The sequence below is a fragment of the Clostridium tunisiense TJ genome (assembly GCF_000300195.1).
In the GTDB taxonomy this organism is placed as follows: Bacteria; Bacillota; Clostridia; order Clostridiales; family Clostridiaceae; genus Clostridium_J; species Clostridium_J tunisiense.
The window spans coordinates 298,226-319,168 of sequence record NZ_AMQH01000005.1; the positions used below are offsets into that span (position 1 = coordinate 298,226).

A 20,943-nucleotide genomic window follows, 5' to 3' on the forward strand; every position below is an offset into this window, starting at 1 on the left:
AAATTAAAAAGGGGGGAATGTTTATGCATATGGCAGATGCACTAATTTCACCTATAGTTGGTGGAACTATGTGGGTAGCTACAGCGGGAGTAGCAACTTACTCCATAAAAAAACTAAAAGTAGATTTAGAAGAGGAGAAAATTCCTTTAATGGGGGTCATGGGAGCCTTTATTTTTGCAGCGCAAATGATAAATTTCACCATACCAGGTACAGGCTCTAGTGGACATTTAGGTGGAGGCATGCTTTTAGCAGCAATTCTAGGACCTTATGCAGGTTTTATAGCTATGGCTTGTATTCTCACAATTCAGGCCTTGTTTTTCGCAGATGGAGGACTTATAGCATTGGGTTGCAACATATTTAATTTAGGATTCTATACTTGCTTTATAGCATATCCTTTAATTTATAAAAAAGTTTTAAGTAAAGGATATTCTAAAAAGAAAATTATGTATGCTGCTATGTTATCATCTATTATTGGACTTCAGCTAGGAGCTTTAAGTGTAGTATTACAAACTTTCTTTTCAGGGAAAACAGAGTTGCCTTTTTCAACCTTTGTAGCCTTAATGCAACCAATACACCTTGCTATTGGAGTAGTTGAGGGTATAATTTCTGCAACAGTAATATCCTTTGTTTGGACTGCAAGACCTAATACTATAGAGAAAGTCTCTAATGAAACTAGTACTATAATATCATTGAAAAAAGTTGTTATACCACTTTTGGTAGCTTCAGTATTTATAGGAGGAGTTTTATCCTTGATTGCATCCTCTAACCCTGATGGATTAGAATGGGCCATGTTTAAAACCTCAGGAAAAGAAGAAATGGAAGCTAATTATAGTACTCATGAAAAAGCGAAAGAGCTACAAGAGAACACAGCTATACTACCAGACTATGGTTTTAAAAAAGAATCAGAAGACTCAAAAAGTGAAGATAAAGGGACTGTACTTGGAGACAATATAGGTACAAGCATCTCTGGGGTTATTGGAGGAATGATTACTTTAGTACTGGCAGGAGCCATAGGAATCGGAATTAATATTATTAAAAAGAAAAACAACAGGGAACAACAGGTTTAGTTTAGATACTAATGTTTTAAGGAACACTATAAGCTTTTGAAATGGAAGGTTATTTTATCATTCTCAAAAGCTTTAAAGAAACTAAGGTAGTCTCATATTTAAATCAAGTGTTAACTTTGGTTTCTTATATAAAGAACTAATAGCTAAATTAATTTATATACAGGTTAGCTTTAAAAGGTCATTACATTATTTAGTTATAGAAAAGGATAAATATATGTCAGAGAAAATGAATTCCTTTTACAATTTAAGAGCTCTAGAAGAGTTATCAGAAAAAAATACAATGATTCATAGAATAAATCCAACAGTAAAAATACTAACTACTTTAGTATTTTTATTTGTCACCGTATCTTTTTCTAAATATGAGATAAGTGCAATGTTGCCGCTGATATTTTACCCTATAATTTCAGGTTCTGTTGGAGAGGTGCCAGTTAAGGAATTAATGAAAAGAACTTTAATAACCATGCCATTAGTAATTGGAATTGGAATTTTAAATCCTTTTTTTGATACCACTCCTAGAGTATCACTATTCACATTAAATATAACCGCTGGGTGGATATCCTTTGTTTCAATTTTAATAAGAGGGTTTTTAGCTATAATGGCAGCACAACTTCTTATTGCAACCACTGGTATTATAAATATTTCTAGGGGACTTAAAAGATTAAGGGTGCCAAATATATTTATTATGCAATTGATTTTTACATATAGATATATATCACTTTTCATGGAAGAAATTGGTCGAACAACTAGAGCTTACTCTTTTCGTTCCTATGAGGGGAAGGGAATAAGCTTTAATCACTGGGGATCTTTAGTTGGGGGGCTACTTTTAAGAACTTTAGATAGAGCAGAAAGAATCCATAAAGCAATGTTGGCAAGAGGGTTTCAGGGAGAATATAGAATAGGTAAAGAATTTAAAATAGAAAAGAAAGATTTAATTTACTTAATATTATGGTGTGGGTATTTTATTCTTGTAAGAAGGTATAATCTTCCTAAAATTCTTGAATTTTTTATAAATTAGATAAGTAGTTTGCGTTGTGAAATAATGTATGTATAGAGGTAGTTATGGAGAAAATAATTGAAGTTAACAATTTAAAATATAAATATAGTGATGGAAGATTAGCTTTAAAGGGCATTGATTTTTCAATAAGCAAAGGAGAGTCTGTAGGGATTGTTGGAAATAACGGAGCAGGAAAATCTACTTTACTTTTAAATATTATGGGAGCCTTATTTCCAACTGAAGGAGAAATTAGGGTTAAAGCTATGGACTTAAACAAGAGAAATTTATCAAAAATCAGGGAAGCTATTGGTATGATATTTCAAAACCCTGATGATCAGCTATTTATGCCAACAGTTTACGATGATGTGGCATTTGGACCGAGAAATTATAAGGCTTCAGAGGAAGAGGTAGATAAAAGAGTAAAGGAAGCATTAGAAACAGTAGGTGCAGGGCATTTAATTCAGAGACCACCTTATAAGCTTTCAGGTGGGGAGAAGGGAAGGGTTGCTATTGCAACAGTACTTGCCATGAAACCTGAAATAGTAATTATGGACGAGCCAACTGCTGCCTTAGATCCCAAATCAAGAAGGAGACTTATAAATCTTCTCAAAGGATTAGACTATACAAAGATAATAACTACCCATGATTTAGATATGGTGCTAGACCTTTGTGAAAGAACTATAGTGTTGAAGGATGGCAAAATAGTGGCTGATGGAAACACAGAAGAGATACTTAGGGATTCACAGTTATTGGATAGTTGTGAATTAGAAATACCTTTAAGTCTTCAAAGCTGTCCAATATGTAATAAAAGAGATAATAACATTGAAATTTAATAAAATACTTTTTAGTTAGGCTACCTAAATTTTGTATTCAGGTAGCCTAAGTTATTGTTATTAGATAGTTTTCTCTTCTTCCGATAAAACCTCATTCATACTTCCGGTTCTATAGCCCATAATATCTAAGGTCACATATTTAAAGCCAATTGATTTAAATTCTTTCCCTATTCTATCCATAAAGTCTAAGTCAAAAAACTTTTCTCTATCTTCTGGAGCAACTTCTATTCTTGCAATTTCATCATGGTGTCTAACTCTTAATTGTTTAAAACCTAAATCCATTAGGAACTGTTCAGCTTTTTCAACCATACTTAGCTTTTCAACAGTAATTTCCTTTCCATAGGGAAATCTAGAGGAAAGACAAGCAAAGGCTGGTTTATTCCAAGTAGGTATGTTAAGGTCTTTTGAAAGCTGACGAATATCTGCTTTGGTGAGTTCTGCAAGTTTTAAAGGACTTATTACTCCTTGTTCCTTCGCCGCCTTCATACCTGGCCTAAAATCTCCAATGTCATCAAAGTTTGAACCATCAAAAACGTGTTTTAAATTGAGCTTGTTGGCTTCCTCCCTAACTTTTGAAAAAAGCTCAGTTTTGCAAAAGTAGCAACGATTTATTGGATTTTTTGAGAAACCTTCTATATCTAATTCCTCAGAGACTATTGTTATGTGCTTAGCACCAAACTGTTTAACATATTTTTTTGCTTCGTTATATTCTCTTTCAGGATAAGTTGAGGATCTAGCAGTAACAGCTATAATGCTATCACCGAGGATATCGTAAGCAACCTTTAGTAAGAAGGTGCTGTCCACTCCACCAGAAAATGCAACAGCACCACTTCCTGCCTCTTTTAATATTTCTTTTAGCCTTTCGAATTTTTGTTGTAGTTCCATAAGTTCCCCCTATATTTTTATTTTAAACGCCAAATCAAAGTTTTTATTCACATAGGCACACTAAACAACAGGTTAAAGTACTGAAATGTGAAAATTTATTGTTATAATTATACAAAAATCTTATGAATAATTTATGAATATAAAAAAAAGTGAACTAAAAAACAAAGTTAATGTATTGAAATTAGACAAGTTCATTTCAATACATCTATAAATAATTATAAGTAGATAGGATAAAAATAAGCATGAAATATTTACAATTTAATATAATGACAAGTGAGGATAACTATGTTATAATAATAACAAATATTAGATAATAATAATTATTAAAGGAGAGAATATTATGAAGGTAGCTGTTATAGGATGTACACATGCTGGGACTGCAGCAATTTTAAATACTGCTAATTTATATCCAGAGGCAGAAATTACAGTTTATGAGAGAAATGATAATATATCATTTTTATCTTGTGGAATAGCTCTTTATGTAGGAGGAGTTGTTAAAGATCCACAGGGACTTTTTTATTCATCACCAGATAAGTTAGCTGAATTAGGTGTTAAAACTAAAATGAGACATGATGTAATCAGCGTAGATACTTTAACAAAAAAAGTAGTTGCTAAAAATTTAGATACAAATGAAGAGTTTGAAGATACTTTTGATAAAATTATTGTAACTACTGGTTCATGGCCTATAATTCCTAGAATTGAAGGTATAAATCTTGAAAATGTATTACTTTCTAAGAACTTTTATCACTCAAATACTATTATTGAAAAAGCAAAGGATGTAAAGAATATAGTAGTAGTTGGTGCTGGATATATAGGTGTAGAGTTAGTAGAAGCTTTTCAAATGAATGGAAAAAATGTTACCTTAATTGATAGCCTAGATAGAATTATGAGCAAGTATTTAGATAAGGAATACACTGATGTAGCAGAGCAAGCATTTAAAGATCATGGCGTTAAGTTAGCTTTAGGAGAAACTGTTGAAAAATTTGAAGGAAAAGATGGAAAGGTTACAAAGGTTATAACTAACAAGGGGGAATATGAAGCTGAACTTGTTATTCTTTGTATAGGATTCAGACCTAATACTGAACTTTTAAAGGGTCAAGTGGATATGCTTCCTAATGGAGCTATTATTGTGGATGAGTATATGAGAACTAGTAAAGAAGATGTTTTTGCAGCAGGAGATAGTTGTGCATTAAAATATAATCCTACTGGGAAAACTGAATATATCCCTCTAGCAACAAATGCAGTACGTATGGGAACCTTAGTTGCAAGAAACCTAGTAAAGCCTACAACAAAACATTTAGGAACTCAAGGAACTTCAGGAATTAAAATATATGAATACAATATAGCTTCAACTGGGCTTACAGAAAGTTCTGCGAAAGCTAATGGAATAGATGCAGTATCAGTAATTGTTAAGGATAATTATAGACCAGAATTTATGCCAACTTATGAAATGGTTCAATTTAAAGTGGTATATGAAAAAGAAAGTAGAAAGATTTTAGGTGCACAAATTCTTTCTAAGGCAGATATGACTCAAATGGCTAACACAATGTCTGTAGTAATTCAAAATGAAATGACTATAGATGAACTTGGCTTTGTTGATTTCTTCTTCCAACCACATTTTAATAAACCATGGAGCATATTAAATATGGCAGGATTACAGGCAAAGTAAGGAAATAATTCATTACGGGCACTATGATATGGTAGTAATAGGTAAAAACTAGATATACTGCTAAATTAAAAGTAGGTTAGTCATTAACTAACCTACTTTAATTTTTTTATTCCATACTGTTTTGACTTTCGGAATTTTTCTTTTGGCCCATACCAAACATGCTATACATTTCTTGGTATGTTGGGTCAGTTTTTCTTGACTCAGCATTTTTTCTCCTGACTTCTTGCAAATAAGCTTCATCAGAAGAACTTGTAAAATTATTTGTTCCGCTAGTACTTGTCATTGATCCACTAGAATAATTTGAACTTCCATTTGTATAGTTTGTGCTTTGATTATAGCTATTTAAAGAGTTGCTAGAGTAATTACCGGAGCTACCATTTGATCTGGATTGTGCATTTTGGCTTCTTACCTCATTTAAATAGGATTGATTGCTTGAATTGCTAAAGTTATTTAATTCTGAGCTACTTGTCATGGAGCTGTTTGAATAATTAGAACCACTACTATTTGATTTTGATTGTGCATTTTGTTTTTTTACCTCATTTAAATAGTTATTGTTCATTAAAATCTCTCCCTTCAAATTTTAATTATTTTTCATAGACTTCCTATAATTTATAAAGATTACATTAACTTCTCGAATATTATAAATTATAAGTGATAATATTAACTTTTATTAGCTTTACTTAATAGTAAGAAGGCTAACTTATTCAAGTTTAAAATTGAATAGTCAATATTACTGCTACAATTAATAGTCTTTCCTAAGGAGGCTTTAATATTAGAGAACAAAATGTCAATGTTGGCTCCACCTGGTTAACTATGATTGATTTACAATTATAATTCTTAAAAAAATCCACATAAAAGTTGCTCATTACAATTTTTATAGAATACAAGCACAAATTTTCAGTATTTCGTTATAATTAAATGACCAAAATATAATTATTAAACCTAGTATTATATATTAATAAAATTTATGATTACTTTTAAGAATTATGGACTTATTACAATAATTTTCAATTAATATGATTATTAAATTGTAGAAAATTAAAAATCACTATGATATGTTTAAAACTCATAGTGATTTTAGTAATTTAAAATTCTAGTAGAAAAATCTTACTAAGAAGTATTTACTAATGTTTAAAGGTTAGAATTCCTTAGAATAAATTTGTGAAGGATTAGGAGTTAGAACTACGAAACAGCTCATATTTTCTTTACCTGTGTTTGCAATACTAAACATTTCTATACCATCACAGTGAAAAACATCTCCAGTAGCAACTACGGTTTTATTACCGTCTGTAACTACTTCACCTTGATCTCCAGCTACTATATAAATTATCATATCGCTATTCTCATGGTTATGAGGAGGAACACTTTGACCTGGTTTTAAGTTAAGCATAAAGTTTAAAACTTTGCCTGTATTGAAAAGCATTCTCTTTGAAATTGTACTTTCATTAAAGACTATTTTATCAGATATTTTTTCTAATTTCATATTTATCACTCCTATTTTTTTATTATTAATTTAATTTCTAGACTTAAGTTGATTTTCATTGGATACATAAACTATATTGAGATTTGATGTACCTTTCTTTTAACCTTAGTATAATCAACTTCATATGGAAAATATGTGATTGAAATCAAAAAATTATAAACTTTTCTATAAAATGTGGATAATTTACATTATTTAAAATTGCATTATTGATAATCAGGGGGAATTACTAAGATTAAAGCAACTTGTCCTATATAAAGAAACTATAATAGGAGATCAATTGATTATATTGGCTAGAATACCCTTTAAATCATTATAAAATTAGTTGAAAGTAATTTTTAATATGTAGAAGGTAAAATATAACTAAGGACTTATATAATTTCTTTATTAGAGTTGATATACTAAATTTTAAGTGAAATTATAAAATAAGCAAAAATTAATGAATAAATTATATAAAAATGTCTAAAATAATAAGTTAATGCAAAAAATTCCTCTTGAACAATAGTTATTATGTTGTTATAATAGCTATAAATTAAATAGCCATCCATATAGGTCTGACAATAGGGGTCAGGCGTTTCTACAAAGAGGCCGTAAACTTCTTAGCTATGGGTGAATCCAAGTTCTATTCTTAAAGTTTTTGATTTCAAACTTTTTTGGATTTAGATCTACCATTGGATTTACTCATAATCCGATGGTAGTTTTTTTTATTTTCAAAGGAGGAATAGATATGCAAATTACTAGCAAAGTACAAGATAAAAAAGATGGATTATTAGAAAAACTTTTTCATTTAACTAAGTATGGAACTAGTGCTAAAACTGAGGTTCTTGCAGGTTTGACTACCTTTATAACCTTAGGTTATGCACTTTTAGTTATACCAAATGTCTTAAAGGCTTCAGGAATGAATTCACAAGGAGCTCTTGGAGATGCCGCAAATGCACTTACAATTTTAAATGACCCTGTAGTAGGTTCTATATTTACTGCAACTTGTGTGTTATTTTTAATTTCAACTTTATTTATGGGGTTATATGCTAACTTACCCTATGCTTTAGGACCAGGAATGGGACTTGTAGCTTTCTTTACCTATGGTGTATGTTTAACTATGGGATTTACTTGGCAAGAGGCAGCTGCTGCAGTATTTATTTCAGGAATAGTATTTATTATTTGTACGGTAACTTCTCTTAGACAATTAATAGTGGATGCACTTCCAGAGAATATAAAGATTGCTATCACTTCAGGTATAGGACTATTTATAGCTCTTATCGGGCTGAAAAGTGGTGGTATAGTTGTGGCTAACCCAGGGACCCTAGTGTCTTTTGGAAGTTTCACAAATCCTAGTACTTTATTAACTATTATAGGAATTTTAGTAACCGGTATTCTTATGGCAAGAGGAACTAAGGGCGCTATGCTTATAGGGATTGTTGTAACAACTATAATTGGAATTCCCATGGGGATAACAAATATTCAGGGAGTACAACTATTTTCAATGCCACCATCAATGATGCCAACCTTTGGTAAAATGGACTTTATTGGTCTTTTAACTCACAATGGCACAGGAATTATTGCAGCAATAACATCAGTTATAATGGTTATTTTAACTTTTTCATTAGTGGACATGTTTGACACTATAGGAACTCTTGTTGGAACAGCTCAAAAAGGTGATTTGTATGATGAAGAAGGAAAGCCAAGAGGAATGAACAGAGCACTTTTAGTGGATTCTATTTCAACTACAATTGGTGCATTATTTGGTCTTCCAACAGTTTCAACTTATCTTGAGTCTACATCAGGAATTGCAGAAGGTGGAAAAACTGGATTAACAGCAGTGGTAACAGCTGTACTATGTGGACTAACTTTATTCTTTGCTGGTTTTGTAGGAATGGTTCCAGCTCAGGCTACAGCACCAGTACTAATAATTATTGGGTGTTTAATGCTAGAAACAATAAAAGAAGTTGACTTTTCTAGCTTTGATGAAGCATTGCCAGCTTTCTTTACTATAGCAATAATGCCATTTAGCTACTCTATAGCAAATGGAATAGCTTTTGGGATAATTAGCTACCCTATATTAAAAATTGCTGTAGGAAAAGGAAAAAAAGTTCATCCATTAATGTATATACTAGCAGCATTATTTATTTTAAGATATATATTAATACCTCAATAAAAATAAATAGAACTTCCATCTTAAATTTGAATGTCATCTGCAAGGATTACAATTATATTAAGATGGAAGTTTTTTATTTAGATAGATTTTAAACTTTTCTCCAAAATTTCGTTTAGGAAGGAAAGTTTTAATTTTTATAGAAAATAAAAATTAAAAGTGGCTAAAAATATTTATTCTTCATAGATAGAATAATAATCTTCTCCCCAATATTGTTGTATAAACTCATCTCTTCCAGATATGGAACGATCTTTTTTATATTCTACAGGGCTCTTTTTATAAAAATCTTGATGGAATTCCTCAGCATCATAGAATTTAGAAGCAGGTAATATTCTTGTTACTACAGCATCAGGGAATCTACCAGATTCATTTAACTCTTTTTTAGATTCTTCAGCTACAGTCTTTTGTTCCTCATTAGTGTAAAAAATAGCTGCTCTGTAAGAAGAACCCCTATCTTGGAATTGGCCCTCATCATCCATAGGATTGATTTGTCTCCAAAAGGCTTGTAATAGCTTTTCATAGCTTATAACTTTAGGGTCATAGGTTATTTTAATAACTTCGAAGTGTCCTGAAGTTTGAGATTTTACATCTTTGTAGGTTGGGTTTTCGAGGTGACCTCCCATGTATCCTGATTTCACTTCAATAATTCCATCTAGGATATCAAAGGGAGAAACCATGCACCAAAAGCATCCTCCTGCAAAAATCGCAGTGCTATAGGTTGTATTAATATTATCTAAGTTCATTGTAAACACTCCTTTGTAATAAATAGCATATATTAAATTTTATCTCATAATTTCAATTAAAGAAAGAATTTTAATTATGATTATAGTTTGCAAAAAAACACTTGCATAATATTTTAAATCATGTTATATTAAGATAGTCAGGTAGCAAAAGCTACTTGTAGAGAGATTTAATTTGATAAGCAACATTTCCATTTTTCGGAACAATGTGAATCAGTTTTTAAATCTTAATACGAAGAAAAGGGGAAATGTTTAAATGGCAGATAAAACTTTAACATGCAAAGATTGCGGAAAAGAATTCATATTCACTGAGGGAGAGCAAGCTTTCTACAAAGAAAAAGGATTCGAAAACGAGCCACAAAGATGTGCTGATTGCAGAAGAGCAAAGAAGCAACAAAACAACGGATTCAGAAGATAATATCATTTGAATTAACAACTCTGTAAGAAGAAATTCTTATAGGGTTTTTTTATTTTTACAAAAGTTATTGAATTAAAACAATAACTTTTTTTAGTTTAGTTTTTATAAAAATCTGCAACAATGGTATAATGTAAGGGACAAAAAATTTGAGGTGGAATGAATGATTAATAAAGCTTTAGAAGTTTTAAATAAATATTATGGTTATAGCTCCTTTAGGAAAGGGCAGGATAAAATAATTGAGGAAATATTAAGGGGTAACGATACTGTGGCTATTATGCCAACTGGTGGAGGAAAATCTATTTGTTATCAAGTACCTGCCTTACTTTTAGAGGGTGTAACTTTAGTTATTTCCCCCTTAATATCCCTTATGAAGGATCAAGTTGATAGTATTAGGGAGTTAGGAGTTGAAGCTGCATATATAAATAGTTCTTTAAGCAATAATGATATAGCAGCAATATTAGAAAAACTTGAAAGAGGACAATTAAAAATTGTTTATATTGCGCCCGAAAGATTAGAATCAAATAGTTTTATTTCCCTTATAAGAGATATAAATATTTCACAAGTAGCAATAGATGAAGCACATTGTGTTTCTCAGTGGGGACATGATTTTAGAACTAGTTATAGAAATGTTAAAGGGTTTATTAAGTCTTTAAATAAGAGGCCTATTGTTACTGCTTTTACAGCTACAGCTACTGAGGAAGTTAGGGAGGATATTGTAAGTCTTCTTAACTTATCTAGACCTAAAGTTTTTATTCAAGGGTTTGATAGGGAGAATTTAAAAATTCAGGTTATAAAGGGGTTAAGTAAAAAAGAGTTTTTGCTTAATTATATAAAAGAGAATAGTGAATTGTCAGGAATTATTTATACAGCGACAAGAAATGAAACGGATAAGGTTTATGAAGCATTAACAGCGAGAGGCTACTCCGTAGGAAGATATCATGCAGGGTTGTCTGAAAGCGAAAGAACTGAAAACCAGGAGGCTTTTGTTTATGACAGAGTAAATATTATGGTGGCTACAAATGCCTTCGGTATGGGAATAGATAAACCTAATATTAGGTATGTAATTCATTACAATATGCCTAAAAATATAGAAAGTTATTACCAAGAAATAGGAAGAGCCGGTAGAGATGGAGAAAAAAGTGAATGTATTCTACTGTTTTCACCTTCTGATGTACATACCCAAAAGTATATTATTGATGTTGGAACTAACAATCCAGAAAGAAAAATTAACGAATATAAGAAACTTAAGCAAATTATGGACTTTGTCCATTGTAATTCTTGCCTCAGAAATTATATACTAAATTACTTTGGAGAGGAAACCTCTAGGGAATGTGACAATTGTAGCAGTTGCAATCTAGAAGGGGAACTTATTGATAAGACGATTGATGCTCAAAAGGTTTTATCTTGTGTATATAGAATGAACAGACCTTATGGAGTTAATATGATAATTGATGTGCTTAGAGGTTCCCAAAATAAGAAACTTAAGGATTTAAGATTAGATGAACTATCTACCTATGGAATTATGAAGGATTATTCAAAAGAAGGATTAAAGGAGTTTATAAATACCCTAATTGCCCATTCTTTTTTAGACTCTGTTGAGGGGGAGTATCCTGTTATAAAACTTAATCAAAAGTCTGTAGAGGTGCTCAAAGGCAGAGAAAAAGTAATATTTAAAGAACCTAAAAAGGTAGAGAAGGTAGTAATAAATAATGATTTATTCGAGTCCTTAAGAAATCTAAGAAGAGAGTTAGCAGCAAAAGAAGGGGTACCACCTTATATTATCTTTGGAGATAGTTCTTTAAAAGAAATGAGTGTTAGATATCCTAGTACATTAGAGCAATTTTTAGATATCAGTGGAGTTGGAGAAGTAAAAGCAAATAAATATGCAAGTTATTTTATTGAAGCCATAGTAGCGCATTTAGAGGAAAATGGCATTCAGGTTACCTGGACTTTTAAAAAGGAAGGAAAAGCTACATCTATTCTCAAAGCTGATGGGAATATGGAGGAGCATAAGGAGCCTATTACTAAAACTCATGAGAGCAAAACTAGTGATGAAAATAGTACATCTGATTCAGAGAAGAAAAGTAAAGAAAAATCCTACGAAGTTACCATTAGTATGATAAGGGATAAAAAATCTTTAGGACAAATTTCTGTTGAAAGGGAAATAGCATTAACCACAGTTTTAACACATGTAACAGAGTTTCTTACTACAGGAAGTCCCGTGGATTTTTCAGTGGATTTTACTGATGTGTTTGATGAGAAAACAGAAAGCTTAGTAATGGAAGCAATAAAAGAAGTGGGAGCAAACAAGTTAAAACCTATTAAAGAAAAACTACCAGATTATATTACTTATGATCAAATAAAAGGAGTTGTGTTGAAAAATTACTCAAATCTTGTTTAGATTAAATAAAGAGAGCTAAGCTTTTAATACTGGAACCTTTTTCTTATAAAATCAAATGCTGGAGCATATAATAGATTAACAACATATTATATAGAGAGAATATGTTATGAATAAGTTGTTAATCTATTTGGGAGGGGTAAGCATGGACTTAGGAAAATTTATAATTGACCAAGCTCTAATTCTTGTTCCAGCACTATATGTTATAGGTATGTTTCTTAAGAATACACCAGCGGTTAAGGATTGGACAATCCCGTATATATTGCTAGTAGGTGGAATTATAGGCGCAATAGCTATAATGGGATTAAGTGTATCATCAGTAATTCAAGGAATATTAGTTACAGGTGTAACAGTGTTTACTAATCAATTAATTAAACAGACAGCAAAAAAGGATGAAGAGTAAAAAGAATAATATTAAAAAGGGTAATCTCTAGAAACAGGGATTACCTTTTTGTTTGTAGAAATATTAACTTTTAGGGAGAGTAAAATCCTGACTAACCTATCTTACTAAATTGTAAGATAAGTATTTTTATTGTAAGGTAACTGAAATGGAGTAGGAAATCTAAAAAGGCTATAATAGGAATATAAGTTAAGAACATATGAGTGTAAAGAAAGTAGCTTTTAAAAAATAATTATAGGAATTTAGTATAAAGAATTAATTATTAGAAAAGGAGATTAATTTATGGAAATTTTAAAGGTAGAAAGTTTAAGCAAGATATATGGTAAAGGGGATAATAAGGTAGAAGCTCTTAAAAATATTAGCATATCAATCAATAAGGGTGAATTTGTAGCAGTTGTAGGGGCTTCAGGGTCAGGAAAAAGTACTTTGCTTCACTTACTAGGAGGGCTAGATAAGCCAAGTAGTGGAAAGGTTATTATAGATGGTGAAAGTATTTATGACTACAAAGAAGAAAAGTTAGCTATATTTAGAAGAAGAAAAATAGGATTTGTTTTTCAGTTTTTCAACTTAATACCTGTATTAGATGTAGAAGAAAATATATCTCTTCCAGCACTTCTTGATAACGATAAGGTAGATAAGGGATACTTAAAAGAGTTAATCCAAATCTTAGGCCTTGAGGAAAGAAGAAGTCATCTTCCTTCTGAACTGTCGGGTGGACAACAGCAAAGAGTTTCCATTGGAAGAGCACTTCTTAATAAACCAGCAATAATCTTAGCTGACGAGCCAACAGGAAACTTAGATAGTAAGAACTCAAAGGAAGTTATTGAACTCTTAAAGCTTACAGCAAGAAAGTACAATCAAACTTTAATTTTAATAACTCATGATGTAAATATAGCATCTATGGCAGACAGAGTTATTACGATTGAAGACGGTGAAATAACTTCAGATAAGTATTTGAGAAATAAGGTTGGCTAAAATATTCATATTAAAGTGGTACTTAAAAATAAATTTAGCTAAATAGCTAGGAAGATAAAAATATTAAGTTATTTTCTCAGAAAAATAAAATTAAGAATTGAGCAAAGATAACATAAAGCAGGAGGTAGCAAGGTGATTACTGAATTTAAACAGCTTTCAAATAGATATTTAAAAGCTAATAAGAAAAGAACTATTTTAACCATTATTGGAATAGTATTGTCTGTAGCATTAATCTCCACCATAGGTCTTTTCTTTAAAAGTATACAACAAACTGAATTAGAGGATGCCAAGCATGATTATGGTTCATATCATGTATCATATAAAAAAATTAATGAAGAGTTTGTAAATAAGATAGTGAATAATCCAAGGGTTGGTAGAAATGGCTTATATAGCACTGGCGAAGAAATAGAAATATCAGATAAGTTAAAGGTTTATCCTGTAGTGGCTTCAGATAAGGCATTAGAACTAACCCCTTATAGAGTAACAGAAGGAAGACTTCCGGAGAGAGAGAATGAAATAGCCATTGAAAAGTGGGCTATTAAACACATAAATAATAATGCTAAAGTTGGGGAAAAAATTAAAATTAAGGATAAAGAGTATTTATTAGTAGGTTTTTTAGCAAATAATATAAAGAATCAATCAGAAAATACATCAATGATACTATTTAATAGTAACAATATAAATATTGAAAATGCAGTTTTATTAGTAGAAGTAAATCCAAAAGCTAATTTAAAAAAAGCTGTAAAAGAATTAGTTGCCTTAGGTGAAAAAGATAATGTAAGTACAAATAATATGATATTAGGGTTACAGGGAGCAGGAGAAGATAGCTCTTCGTGGAAAGGAATTTATTCTACTGTAGCAATAATAGTCTCAATAGTGGTAGTTTGTACCATTGCAGTTATCTATAATTCTTTCCAGATAAGTGTTGTGGAAAGAGTTAAACAATTTGGCCTTTTAAGAGCTGTGGGAGCCACTCCAAAACAAATAAGAAAGTTAGTATTTAAAGAAGCAACCACAGTAGCAATAATTGCAATTCCTCTAGGATTAATCTTTGGAATTATAGCTCTTTTAGGAATAAAGCTTACCTTTAAGCTAATTGGGGCAGATTCAGTTATGAATATTAGACTAACTATATCCTATATGGTTTTAGCTATAAGTGCATTAGTTGGAGTAATATCAATATACATTTCAGCCTTCATACCAGCTCACTTTGCAGGGAAGATATCACCTTTAGTTGCTATTAGTAGTAGAGCTACTATTACTAAAGAAAGAATTAAAAAGAGAAAATCAGGAATAGCTAGCAAGATTTTAGGTTTTGAAGGAGCACTTGCTTCTAAGAATATGAAAAGAAATAGGAAAAGATACAGAATAACTGTTTTTTCTATAGTAATTAGTGTAGTTTTATTCATAACCTTTAAATCCTTTATGGACATGTCACTGAATGTATCTGCAGACCTTAATGAATCACAGAATATACATTTTACAGTTTGGCCTGAGTACAATGATGGTGAGAATAGAATATTTATTGAACAGAAGTTAGTAGAGGACATAAAAACTCTTCCAATGGTAGAAAAAGAATATAAAAGGTACGATACCGACTACTTAAAAGGAACTATAAGCAAAGAGAAAAAAGTTCAAGAAGTAGATAACATAGGAAATGTCTATAAGTCAACAAATCTAGGAGATAACAACCTTGGAATAGATAGTGCTATAACCATTTATGATGATAACTCATTAGAAATTTCTAAAAAATATATAAAAAGTGGATCTATAGATAAAGATGCTTTAAATAAAGAAAATGGTGTAATCCTAATTGGTAAGAATAGAATATTTAATGAAAAAACAAAAAACACCTATTATGGTCAGATTGCAGACTTAAAGGTTGGGGATGAAATTGAACTAGAAGCTTATAGTGATGATAATGACAGAGATAAATCTTCAGTGGGAACTTCTTTAGAATTTAATAAGGGTAATACTAAAAAGGTAAAAGTTATGGCAATACTTGAAACCAGCCCATTTTACTATATGGGAGGTGGTAGAGCTTTAAATCTTATAAGCACCAAAGAAGTCGTTGAGAGCTTGGTTGGAAAAGGTGAACTGAAACCTACAAGCTTAGATATTCAAATTAAAGATCCGAAAGAAGAGATTCAAGCAAAAGAGAAAATCGAGGAAAAAGTAAAAATAAATCCAGCTTTAATGATAATAAACAATATTGATGAAAATAGAAAAGTTAAATCTTCTATATTAATGGTACAAATATTGTTATATGGCTTTGTAACGGTTGTATCGTTAATTGGTAGTGTAAATATTATTAATACCTTAACAACTAATATTATTCTTAGAAAAAAAGAGTTTTCTACTTTAAAATCCATAGGATTAACCCAAAAGGGGTTAAAGAAGATAATTGTTTTAGAAGGGTTATTATATGGAGTAGTAGGAACTATATATGGCTCAATAATAGGAACAGGGTTATCTTACCTAATGGGTGGTGGAATGAATGCTGCAAGGGAATTTAAATGGGTAATTCCTTGGAATGCTATAGGAATAGCAGGTGTTGCAGCTTTAGTAATAGGATATCTTTCAGTTTTGGCACCATTAAAAAGAATTGGCAATGAGAATTTAATTGAGGGTATAAGAGAAGACTTTTAAATAAAAGGGGAAAATAATGAGAAGGGGTCAGGGTAACTGACTCTTTTTCTGTTTATAGTTTAAAGAATACTGATTTTGGGTTAAAATGTTTTTGTGAGGTGAGTTTATGAATAAATTATTGTTAATTGAGGATGATGAAGCATTAGCTTTAGGTATAGAGTTTACCCTTAGGGATGAAGGATATGAAGTGGTACGAGGAGCAACTTTAGCACAGGGTAAGGGCTTCTTTGAAAAAGAAGAATTTGATTTAATTCTTCTTGATATAAACCTACCAGATGGTAATGGCTATGATTTATGTAAATACATAAGAACAAAAAGTGAAGTACCAATTATATTCTTAACTGCATTAGATGATGAAGTAAATGTGGTTTTAGGTTTAGAAATTGGAGGAGATGACTACATTACAAAACCCTTTAGAGTGAGGGAACTTTTATCTAGGATAAAGGCCTTAATAAGAAGAAGTAGCAAAACACAAGCTGGTGGAACTAAAATGAAAAGTGGAGAATTAGAGATAAATACTCTAGATACTACTGTAAAGAAAAAAGGACAAGAAATAACCTTAACTGCTCAAGAATACAAACTTTTATTAATTTTCATGAGTAATTCAAATGTAATGATGAAGAGAGAAGAAATACTAAGCAAACTTATTGAAGGCGATGAGGTATTTTTTGATGAAAATACTCTATCAGTGTATATAAAGAGAATTAGAGAAAAAATAGAAGATAATCCTAGAGAACCTCAGTATATAGTCACCCAAAGAGGATTAGGGTATAAGTGGAATGGAGAGGTAGTAAGGCTATGAAAAAATACTTTACTAATCCAGAGCTAAAAAGAAGTTCAATTTTCCTTGTAATTTTAATGAGTACTTTTTTTCTTATCACAATCATTGCCCTGAAACTGCAACATGACCGGTTAAAGGATTCCTATATAAAATCACTGGGAGCTACGGCAATAAAAATTATAGAGAAAGATCCTCAGCTAGAAAAAGATATAATTCCACTAATACTAGACAAGGCATCAGAGGAAGAAAAGGTGAAAGGTGAGGAGTTTTTAAGGAAATATGGCATTACTAAAGAGTTAGATACAGTTATCTTTCCATATATAAGTAAAACTTCAACTGAAAATTATTATTTGATTTGTTTTATATTTATAGCTATGTTATTGATGATTTTAACTGTGAATTATTTTAACCATACTTTTTTTTATAAAAGGATAAGACGAATAACTACAGGAGCTAAAAGAGTAATTGAGGGAGAATATGATATTGCAATTAGTGAAGATAAGGAAGGCGATTTCTCTAAACTAGCAATAGCCTTTAATTCTATGAAAGAAATTATTAGAAGTAATTTACATAATTTAAAAAGAGAGAAACAATTCTTAGTTGATTTGTTAGCAGATATATCCCATCAGTTAAAAACTCCACTTTCTTCAATGATCTTATATAATGAAATTATGCTGAGTAAGGAGTTATCCAATGACCAAAGAACTACTTTTTTGGTGAGTAACCAAAATCAACTTCATAAGATGGAGTGGCTTATAAAAAGCATGCTAAAGCTTGCTAAGGTAGATGCTAAGGCTGTTGATTTTCATAAGGAAAACTATAGTTTAAGTGAAACAATAAGAGAATCAGTTGAAGCCTTGGAAAGCATGGCTAACGAAAAAGGTGTTGTTGTCAGCTTTCATGAGGAAGTTGAAATAGCATTTAACCATGATACATCATGGCTTCAAGAAGCATTAATTAATATTATAAAAAATGGTATAGAGCACAGTGAAGAGGGAGGACAGGTATATATAAGTCTAATAGAAAATCCTGTATACATCAGAATTATAATTGAAGATAAAGGTCATGGGATAAGTGAGGAAGATCTGCCAAATATCTTTAAAAGATTCTATAAGGCTAAAGATTCTAAAAACACTAATTCAGTAGGCATAGGATTAGCTCTTTCAAAGTCTATAATTGAAGCACATAATGGGATGATAGATGCAGAGAGTAGGCTTGGCACTGGCACAAAGTTTATTATTACTTTTTTAAAATACTAGGTAAAATAAAAAGTTGTAGTGAGTTGGTAATGACGAATTTTAGTTTTACTAAAGAGTCTATAAGGATAGTTGTCATCAGTAGAACCTTCTTAGATATACTAAAGTATATATTGGGATAAATAGTTATACAATAGATCTTACTAATAAATAGGAAAAGCTTAAAGACATGCATATGTAAAGAATTTTTAGTGGGTAAAAAATTAGAGTTACATATAAACAATACACGAAAATACTTGCAGGTAGAAGTGCACTTAAATTATTAGTAAGTATTTCTCATTTTATAAGACTTTACAAGAGTAAACTAGATTTTTATTTTCCTAAGTGCTATTATATTTATGATAGGATAATTGTTAATATTATACATATATCATTATAGGATGTATTAAATAAGGAGTGATTTTTTTGAAAAATATAGTTGATATAAATTGGTTGAAAAGTCATATTGAGGATGATGACTTAGTAATTATTGATTGTAGATTTAGTCTTCAAGATCCAATCTATGGAGATAAGGCTTACAAGGAAGCACACATCCCAAAAGCAATTTCCGTTAACCTTGATAAAGACCTAGCAGGAGAAAAGGGAGAGCATGGGGGAAGACATCCACTTCCAAATATGAAGGACTTTGTAGAGTTTATGGAGTCCCTAGGAGTATCAAACAATACAACAGTTTTGATCTATGATGATGGTGATTTAGCTGCCCCTTCAAGACTCTGGTGGATGCTTAAGTATATAGGAATTGATAAAGTGTATCTATTAGAGGGTGGAATAACAGCTTGGAAGACTTCTCAGGGAAGAGTTACTGCAGAAGAGTATAGGGGAAAAGCAAAAGGAAAAATAGACATAAACTTTAAAGAAGAAATGAAATGCTCAATGGATTATGTAAAGGAAAATCTCAGAAGCAATGATGTTGTAATTATTGATTCAAGGGCCAAAGAAAGATACCTAGGGCTAGTGGAGCCAATGGATAAGAAGGCAGGACATATACCAGGTGCTAAAAATTATGATTGGACTTTAAATTTTAAAGAGGGTAAAGTACTTCCACTAGAAGAGCTTAAATCAAGATTTGAAAAAGTAAAAGATTATAAAGAGGTAATAGTACATTGTGGATCTGGAGTTACAGGGTGCGCTAATGTTCTTATTCTAGAAGAAATAGGTATTCCCTCTAGGCTTTATGTAGGGAGCTGGAGTGACTGGTCAAGTTATGATGAGAACCCAGTAGCAACTGATGGAGAATAGTTCAAAATATAATTTATGATAAGACTAGTATACAGCAACAAAAATATTGATAGGTTAGTATTAACTGTAAAGCTCTCAGAATTGTAATTTAAAAGCAAGAACAACAAATACAGATTCATATAATATATAAATATAATAAAGAAGATATGTTGAAATTGCACTTCAACATATCTTTCTTTTATACTTGCTTCTTTAGTGGGAAATAGTGTTCAGGAGTGGTTTCATCGATAACTTTAAACTCATATCCTTTGTCTTTGTAAAACTTTATAACCTCTGGTAAGGCTTTGCAGGTGTTTTTATGGGTGTAATCACAATGCATAAGTAAAATTACTGGTCCCTCAGACTCTACAGGTTTAGTTGCCTCTTTGTATAGTTTATAGGGAGGGGTTTTGCAATTGATACCATCGGACATAAAAAGATTCCAATCATATACCTTGAAATTATGGTTATGAAGATTATTTAAAAAGATTTGGCTTAACTTTTTATTACTCCCAAAAGGAAATCTTATAATATTGGGTTTAACACCAGTAAGGTCATCTACGATTTTTTGAGTGGTAAGCATTTCAGAAATAAATCTCTGCTGACTAGAATAGATTTTCTTATACTCATGAGTGTAAGTGTGAAGTCCTATACTATGACCTTCCTTATGTAATCTTTTAACTATTTCCTCTTGTCCTTTTATTTGATTTCCAATAAGAAAAAATGTACCTTTAACTTCAAACTTATTCAAAATATCTAGAATTTCCCCTGTTAAAACACTAGGTCCATCATCAAAAGTTAAATAAATAGTTTTTTCATCCATGGATGAATCTAAAGTAATTGCCTTAACTTTAGGTACTAATATATAGTTTAAAACTATAAATATAGTTAATACAGTAGAAATATAAGTTAAAATAATCTTTTTCATTTTATTCCTCCGTTTCATAAATAATGAACAGGTTTGGTTTTGTTAAACAATACTTATTATTTCTTAAATATCGATTCATATCCTAAACAATTTTTCTCAA

The 20,943-nt window shown here is 30.9% G+C and carries 18 protein-coding genes and 1 riboswitch; of the genes, 13 read left to right on the forward strand and 5 right to left on the reverse strand.

Annotated features, from left to right (window positions below; translation table 11 throughout):
* The first annotated feature begins 23 nt into the window (after positions 1-23).
* The 3 genes from C661_RS0105175 to C661_RS0105185 all read left to right on the forward strand — a co-directional run bounded on the left by C661_RS0105175 (position 24) and on the right by C661_RS0105185 (position 2,894).
* Positions 24-1,067, forward strand: coding sequence for an energy-coupling factor ABC transporter permease (locus tag C661_RS0105175; RefSeq protein ID WP_017414248.1), 1,044 nt, complete (start codon positions 24-26; stop codon positions 1,065-1,067).
* A gap of 214 nt (positions 1,068-1,281) precedes the next feature.
* Complete coding sequence (gene cbiQ, locus C661_RS0105180; RefSeq protein WP_017414249.1) at positions 1,282-2,082, forward strand: cobalt ECF transporter T component CbiQ; 801 nt, start codon at positions 1,282-1,284, stop codon at positions 2,080-2,082.
* A 44-nt stretch (positions 2,083-2,126) separates the two neighbouring features.
* Complete coding sequence (locus tag C661_RS0105185) at positions 2,127-2,894, forward strand: energy-coupling factor ABC transporter ATP-binding protein (RefSeq protein ID WP_017414250.1); 768 nt, start codon at positions 2,127-2,129, stop codon at positions 2,892-2,894.
* Positions 2,895-2,954: 60 nt separating this feature from the next.
* Here the strand turns inward: C661_RS0105185 and larE are convergent, their stop codons facing one another.
* Positions 2,955-3,779 (reverse strand): ATP-dependent sacrificial sulfur transferase LarE, encoded by an 825-nt coding sequence (gene larE / locus C661_RS0105190; RefSeq protein ID WP_017414251.1) that lies wholly within the window; start codon positions 3,777-3,779, stop codon positions 2,955-2,957.
* A 340-nt stretch (positions 3,780-4,119) separates the two neighbouring features.
* Here larE and C661_RS0105195 point away from each other — a divergent pair, with 340 nt between their 5' ends.
* Positions 4,120-5,448, forward strand: a complete 1,329-nt coding sequence (locus tag C661_RS0105195; RefSeq protein WP_017414252.1) for an FAD-dependent oxidoreductase — start codon at positions 4,120-4,122, stop codon at positions 5,446-5,448.
* A gap of 106 nt (positions 5,449-5,554) precedes the next feature.
* On the opposite strand, the gene C661_RS0105200 is transcribed toward C661_RS0105195, so the two are convergent.
* Together C661_RS0105200 and C661_RS0105205 are read right to left on the reverse strand one after the other, a co-directional pair.
* On the reverse strand, positions 5,555-6,007 hold the full coding sequence (locus tag C661_RS0105200) for a hypothetical protein (protein WP_017414253.1): 453 nt from the start codon (positions 6,005-6,007) through the stop codon (positions 5,555-5,557).
* A gap of 579 nt (positions 6,008-6,586) precedes the next feature.
* The gene (locus C661_RS0105205) at positions 6,587-6,931 is read right to left on the reverse strand and encodes a cupin domain-containing protein (RefSeq protein WP_017414254.1); all 345 of its coding nucleotides are present in this window, start codon (positions 6,929-6,931) and stop codon (positions 6,587-6,589) included.
* Between the two features lie 521 nt (positions 6,932-7,452).
* Positions 7,453-7,554: riboswitch (purine riboswitch) on the forward strand.
* A gap of 101 nt (positions 7,555-7,655) precedes the next feature.
* Here C661_RS0105205 and C661_RS0105210 point away from each other — a divergent pair.
* Positions 7,656-9,083 carry an NCS2 family permease gene (locus tag C661_RS0105210; RefSeq protein WP_017414255.1) on the forward strand — a complete coding sequence of 476 codons (1,428 nt, stop codon included), beginning with the start codon at positions 7,656-7,658 and terminating at the stop codon, positions 9,081-9,083.
* A gap of 170 nt (positions 9,084-9,253) precedes the next feature.
* On the opposite strand, the gene msrA is transcribed toward C661_RS0105210, so the two are convergent.
* Positions 9,254-9,823: a peptide-methionine (S)-S-oxide reductase MsrA gene (gene msrA, locus C661_RS0105215; protein ID WP_017414256.1), complete on the reverse strand. Its 570-nt coding sequence runs from the start codon at positions 9,821-9,823 to the stop codon at positions 9,254-9,256.
* A gap of 253 nt (positions 9,824-10,076) precedes the next feature.
* Between msrA and C661_RS0105220 the strand changes: the two genes are divergently transcribed.
* The 8 genes from C661_RS0105220 (at position 10,077) to C661_RS0105255 (ending at position 19,936) form a co-directional block, all read left to right on the forward strand.
* The gene (locus C661_RS0105220) at positions 10,077-10,238 is read left to right on the forward strand and encodes a zinc-ribbon domain-containing protein (protein ID WP_017414257.1); all 162 of its coding nucleotides are present in this window, start codon (positions 10,077-10,079) and stop codon (positions 10,236-10,238) included.
* A gap of 160 nt (positions 10,239-10,398) precedes the next feature.
* Positions 10,399-12,639: a DNA helicase RecQ gene (gene recQ, locus C661_RS0105225; RefSeq protein ID WP_017414258.1), complete on the forward strand. Its 2,241-nt coding sequence runs from the start codon at positions 10,399-10,401 to the stop codon at positions 12,637-12,639.
* Positions 12,640-12,781: 142 nt separating this feature from the next.
* On the forward strand, positions 12,782-13,039 hold the full coding sequence (locus C661_RS0105230; protein WP_017414259.1) for a phage holin family protein: 258 nt from the start codon (positions 12,782-12,784) through the stop codon (positions 13,037-13,039).
* Positions 13,040-13,318: 279 nt separating this feature from the next.
* Positions 13,319-14,011: an ABC transporter ATP-binding protein gene (locus tag C661_RS0105235; RefSeq protein ID WP_017414260.1), complete on the forward strand. Its 693-nt coding sequence runs from the start codon at positions 13,319-13,321 to the stop codon at positions 14,009-14,011.
* Between the two features lie 132 nt (positions 14,012-14,143).
* A complete protein-coding gene (locus C661_RS0105240; protein WP_017414261.1) occupies positions 14,144-16,660 on the forward strand; it encodes an ABC transporter permease in 2,517 nt (838 codons plus the stop codon).
* Positions 16,661-16,766: 106 nt separating this feature from the next.
* The gene (locus tag C661_RS0105245; RefSeq protein WP_017414262.1) at positions 16,767-17,462 is read left to right on the forward strand and encodes a response regulator transcription factor; all 696 of its coding nucleotides are present in this window, start codon (positions 16,767-16,769) and stop codon (positions 17,460-17,462) included.
* The gene (locus C661_RS0105250; RefSeq protein WP_017414263.1) at positions 17,459-18,700 is read left to right on the forward strand and encodes a HAMP domain-containing sensor histidine kinase; all 1,242 of its coding nucleotides are present in this window, start codon (positions 17,459-17,461) and stop codon (positions 18,698-18,700) included. The genes C661_RS0105245 and C661_RS0105250 overlap by 4 nt, the downstream gene beginning before the upstream one ends.
* Before the next feature lie 402 nt (positions 18,701-19,102).
* The gene (locus tag C661_RS0105255; RefSeq protein WP_017414264.1) at positions 19,103-19,936 is read left to right on the forward strand and encodes a sulfurtransferase; all 834 of its coding nucleotides are present in this window, start codon (positions 19,103-19,105) and stop codon (positions 19,934-19,936) included.
* A 178-nt stretch (positions 19,937-20,114) separates the two neighbouring features.
* Here C661_RS0105255 and C661_RS0105260 read toward each other — a convergent pair whose 3' ends face one another.
* A complete protein-coding gene (locus tag C661_RS0105260) occupies positions 20,115-20,843 on the reverse strand; it encodes a polysaccharide deacetylase family protein (RefSeq protein ID WP_017414265.1) in 729 nt (242 codons plus the stop codon).
* Positions 20,844-20,943: the final 100 nt, after the last annotated feature.

Coding starts and splice junctions, on each gene's coding strand:
- C661_RS0105175 (WP_017414248.1), top strand. CDS start 24: ATGCATATGGCAGATGCACTAATTTCACCTATAGTTGGTGGAACTATG.
- cbiQ (WP_017414249.1), top strand. CDS start 1,282: ATGTCAGAGAAAATGAATTCCTTTTACAATTTAAGAGCTCTAGAAGAG.
- C661_RS0105185 (WP_017414250.1), top strand. CDS start 2,127: ATGGAGAAAATAATTGAAGTTAACAATTTAAAATATAAATATAGTGAT.
- larE (WP_017414251.1), bottom strand. CDS start 3,779: ATGGAACTACAACAAAAATTCGAAAGGCTAAAAGAAATATTAAAAGAG.
- C661_RS0105195 (WP_017414252.1), top strand. CDS start 4,120: ATGAAGGTAGCTGTTATAGGATGTACACATGCTGGGACTGCAGCAATT.
- C661_RS0105200 (WP_017414253.1), bottom strand. CDS start 6,007: ATGAACAATAACTATTTAAATGAGGTAAAAAAACAAAATGCACAATCA.
- C661_RS0105205 (WP_017414254.1), bottom strand. CDS start 6,931: ATGAAATTAGAAAAAATATCTGATAAAATAGTCTTTAATGAAAGTACA.
- C661_RS0105210 (WP_017414255.1), top strand. CDS start 7,656: ATGCAAATTACTAGCAAAGTACAAGATAAAAAAGATGGATTATTAGAA.
- msrA (WP_017414256.1), bottom strand. CDS start 9,823: ATGAACTTAGATAATATTAATACAACCTATAGCACTGCGATTTTTGCA.
- C661_RS0105220 (WP_017414257.1), top strand. CDS start 10,077: ATGGCAGATAAAACTTTAACATGCAAAGATTGCGGAAAAGAATTCATA.
- recQ (WP_017414258.1), top strand. CDS start 10,399: ATGATTAATAAAGCTTTAGAAGTTTTAAATAAATATTATGGTTATAGC.
- C661_RS0105230 (WP_017414259.1), top strand. CDS start 12,782: ATGGACTTAGGAAAATTTATAATTGACCAAGCTCTAATTCTTGTTCCA.
- C661_RS0105235 (WP_017414260.1), top strand. CDS start 13,319: ATGGAAATTTTAAAGGTAGAAAGTTTAAGCAAGATATATGGTAAAGGG.
- C661_RS0105245 (WP_017414262.1), top strand. CDS start 16,767: ATGAATAAATTATTGTTAATTGAGGATGATGAAGCATTAGCTTTAGGT.
- C661_RS0105250 (WP_017414263.1), top strand. CDS start 17,459: ATGAAAAAATACTTTACTAATCCAGAGCTAAAAAGAAGTTCAATTTTC.
- C661_RS0105260 (WP_017414265.1), bottom strand. CDS start 20,843: ATGAAAAAGATTATTTTAACTTATATTTCTACTGTATTAACTATATTT.